This window comes from Sinomicrobium soli, from assembly GCF_003285545.1.
GTDB lineage: Bacteria > Bacteroidota > Bacteroidia > Flavobacteriales > Flavobacteriaceae > Sinomicrobium.
The window spans coordinates 1-3,695 of sequence record NZ_QLNV01000034.1 but is presented as its reverse complement, the minus strand read 5'-3'; the positions used below and the strand labels follow the sequence as shown (position 1 = coordinate 3,695).

Below are 3,695 nucleotides of genomic sequence, written 5' to 3'. Positions count from 1 at the left end.
TTAGACATCGTTCGTTTTGTGGTCAAAATTAGAACACTATACTATACCGGGAAAGATGTACTTAGACGGACGGATACAGTCCGGTTAAGGACTCAGAGATATATGTGTTCTGTCAAGGGGTGTTTTTTCTTTTTTCCTTTCGTTTTGAGCAAGATAACGGTGATAGCCAATAGCATCCAGAAAACGTTAAAGACCAGGTGCTGTGTCCATGATAGTTGTGTGACCACCCCGCCACAGGAGCAGGGGGTATAGGGGCTAAAAAAGAGTATCGCAATAACATAGGAAGAAAAGACCAGCATAAGTGCCAATGCGGTATAAAACCCTTTTAACCTGGTTTTGGGTATGGCAATCAGAACGGCAGCCAACAGTTCCAGTCCTGGAATTGTCCATTGAGTGATTTTAGCCATCATCCATCCCCCAAGTACAGGAGAATTATTGATGTTGTTAAAAAACTTGTCCGGTTCCAGCAGTTTGGAAATGGCAGTATAGGCAAATAGCAGTATAAACAAGAAGGATATAATTTCCAGGATCACATTCCTATACCTCCCCACAAACCCGGGGAGCGATAACATTCCATTTTTCATTTCCGGTCAGATTCAGGTTGTTGTTAAATAGTATGGTCGGTCATACGGGAACCGGGGTGTGGTTACTTAATCCGTTTCGGAGTGTCTTACAGTGTATAAAAGTGCGGGGAAAGGTATCCACGGGATCTTCCCCGCACTTGCTCTCAACTACCCCTTTTGGGAGCAATACAACCTAAAAAAATCTATCTTTTGGTTAGGGTAAAGGTCTGAAAGATAACCCGGTAAATATATGGCCTGTAGGAAGTATTTTACTGGCCTGGAGTGTTTTTGTGAAGCTCGGAGCACGAAGTTGGAAGTTAGTTCATTCCGACGACAGAGCCTGCCCCGGCCTTTTCGGTCGGGGAGGAATCTCCGGTGTTTCCGTATTGTAACCCGCAACCTTCAACCCGAACCCTTCACCCCTCTTTTCTCAGCTGGCCGGGGGTATAGCCGTATTTCCGCTTTACGGCCCGGTAAAGTCCCGTAACGGATTTAAATCCCAGTTTCACCGCAATTTCCGCATGGGGCAGGCCGGTGGTCTGTAACAGCTCGCGTACCCTGGCCATACGCAGGTCGTCATGGTACTGGCCTATGGTCTTTCCTGTCTGCTCTTTAAACATCGTCATAAGCCGGGTGCGGTTTACTCCCAGTGTCCTGGACAGCTGGTTGATGGAGGGCAGGGGCTTGTCGGAATGGGCGCGGAGGTAGGTGACGAGTTCCCCGATATATTTCTGATGGTTTTCCGGTACGGTTTCGCGGTACACGGATAAATCCCGTGTGGCCTGTTTCAACAGTTTTGTCAGCACCTCCCGGAATACGGGACGCCCCCGGGTAAATGCGACAGCGGTAATGCGGATGTCCTGCTGTCGGGGATGGATAAAGAAAAGGGCAAGGGCCGGAATGCTTTCCGAAGCCGGGGTCCGGAAACAGAGGGCACATAGCAGCGATCCCTCCGCCTGTTTCAGGATATGCCGTATTTCATCCCGGGACACCGGGGAGTTGTCGGCCAGCAGGCGGGTAAACGGTTTGTGGTATGCTTCCTTAACCGGGCAATGCAATAAGCCGGCAGCATCGGTGTTGAGGTGTACGATGCCGGAATTGCGGTCCAGGATAAAACTGAGCCCGGTATACGGTTTGAGGGCCGGAGGCAGTGACGGGCCGTTCTCCGGAAGCTGATCCGTGAAATCGGAAAAGAGGTTCATGGCCCTGGTAAGGGCGTCCAATATCATGTTGGTATCCGGTGTGGCGGGGGTGTATTGGATGTAATCCCCGGCCCTCGGGCCGAAAACATGATGCAGCAACTCCTGGGATAGTTTTATTTTCATGATGTTTTGGGGAATGAGGTTCAGATCAGGTTAAAGTTTTTGAGTAAAGATCGTGAATTTAACAGGGAAATCATGTCACAATCGGAAATTTCTTATGACACAATATGAACTATTTTATATATGGAGTGCTTGTCGTATGTTGTGCAGCTTCTGCTTTCCTACAAGGGGGATTACCGTTTTTTCCTCACCTGGCCCGGGGTAATCCCGAACTTTTTTCTAAATACCCGGTAAAATCCGGAGTGCACGGAATATCCAATGCTATATGCGATATCCATGATCGGCTGGTTTGTAGTGCGGAGCAGGAACATGGCCTTGTCCAGCCTCCGGTCCTGGTAATAGGCGTAAACCGACTGAAGGAAGGTGGCCCTAAAATTCTTATTCAGTTTTTGGGAGTTGATACCGAAATGGCGGGCAATGTCGTTCAGGGTGGGGAGAGAGCCGTCGAGGTGGTCCTGGATATACCGGGCCACCTTCTCCATGCCCTCCTGTTCTGCAGAGACAGGGAGCAAGGCCGATGTCAGCCGGGCTTTGGGATGGGAGTGAGGCGCTTGCGGATCGAAAGGGGGGACAAGGGGCAGGAGCTCCGCAGGGAAGGTGACCAGGGGCAAAACCGCGGAGAGCTCGAGTAACTTGTTCTTTATGTTTTTAAAATGACACAATATCGGACAGTACATCAGGTCGTTTATGTGAAAGGACAGGCGGATATGGGCGTCGTGTCTGGTATGGTTTTTAAACCTTTTCCAGCAGTGTTGGGAGGTCTCCGTAAGCAGGGATTCGAAGGTGACGTCTTTGTCTTTCCCGGGTTCCCTGCCCAGGATGCGCAATACCGTTTCACTGGCGGCCGCAAACCTGAATCCCGGGAAAAAAAGAAAAGAAATATCCACTTCCCGGTACGGGGCAGCGGGAAGGGAAATGCGGTGAATACCGGCCATAAATGTACTGTGAATATTCGTGACCAGTTCATCGAGATACTGGGCCACCGGGCGGTATTCCTCGTTAAAGCGATGTACCCGGAGCTTATAGGCGGGGATACCTTCGCTTTGCATGTCTTTGGTGAGTTTTTCCAGAAATAGTTTTTGTTCACTGTTATTATCGGGGTTCATAATAAAATGGTTTTGGTCGTTCAGGTAGATACGGACGGGGACCTGACACCCCGGAACACGTTCCGTTGTCCTGTCTTATAAAAAAAAGCCGTGAGCAACAGGAGGATATTTACGATCTCCGGTGGGGTAGAGAGGAGTGCTCACGGCTCGTAAGACGTGCATGAATGAGGTTGTTTATACTCTTCCGGAGATCGCACCTCCTTAACTTAATCTTATATTAAGGGTATACGAAGTATCAAAATATAACAGTACGTAAAAAGAGATGTAAATATAAGAAGTAATTTTTCAAAATGTGTGCTCTTGATACTTCTGAAACCTTATATTTTTTTAAATAGGTTGGGGATTACCGTATTTTCGGGGCTTGCGGAGGATAAATTTTTGCAGGATTTTATCATTTGTTCCCGGAATATCCCTGAAGATGAGGTATTTTGTGGGTTTTTAAGACTACAGAAAAAGGGTTTAGTGGTTCGTTTTTAGTCGATTTCAAACGATAAACCGGTTCAAAGTTCAGGGTTATGAGTTTTCTGGCGTTGTGAGCTGTCATCCCGCCCGTAGTGCTTGTCCCGCCCAGGGATCTCCGGTTTTTCGGTTATGCTGTTGAAGGTTCTTTGATCCGGGTATAGATTCCCTGCCTGTATCCTATGACTCAGACAAGTTTTGTTCATAAATTTTTTCTATAATTCTAAGGGACGTACCTCATTGTA

At 48.1% G+C, this 3,695-nt stretch carries 3 protein-coding genes; all 3 read right to left on the bottom strand.

All coding sequences use genetic code 11. The features are described 5' to 3' along the window. Nucleotides 1–92: 92 nt before the first annotated feature. Complete coding sequence (locus DN748_RS18845; RefSeq protein WP_236636922.1) at nt 93–584, bottom strand: MauE/DoxX family redox-associated membrane protein; 492 nt, start codon at nt 582–584, stop codon at nt 93–95. Nucleotides 585–979: 395 nt separating this feature from the next. Beyond that, a complete protein-coding gene (locus DN748_RS18840; protein WP_112373386.1) occupies nt 980–1,888 on the bottom strand; it encodes a helix-turn-helix transcriptional regulator in 909 nt (302 codons plus the stop codon). A gap of 170 nt (nt 1,889–2,058) precedes the next feature. Beyond that, nucleotides 2,059–2,991 (bottom strand): helix-turn-helix transcriptional regulator, encoded by a 933-nt coding sequence (locus tag DN748_RS18835; RefSeq protein WP_112373385.1) that lies wholly within the window; start codon nt 2,989–2,991, stop codon nt 2,059–2,061. Between the last annotated feature and the right edge of the window lie 704 nt (nt 2,992–3,695).

Excerpts from the sequence above, each read along its gene's own strand:
- DN748_RS18845 (WP_236636922.1), bottom strand. The coding sequence starts at position 584 with ATGAAAAATGGAATGTTATCGCTCCCCGGGTTTGTGGGGAGGTATAGG.
- DN748_RS18840 (WP_112373386.1), bottom strand. The coding sequence starts at position 1,888 with ATGAAAATAAAACTATCCCAGGAGTTGCTGCATCATGTTTTCGGCCCG.
- DN748_RS18835 (WP_112373385.1), bottom strand. The coding sequence starts at position 2,991 with ATGAACCCCGATAATAACAGTGAACAAAAACTATTTCTGGAAAAACTC.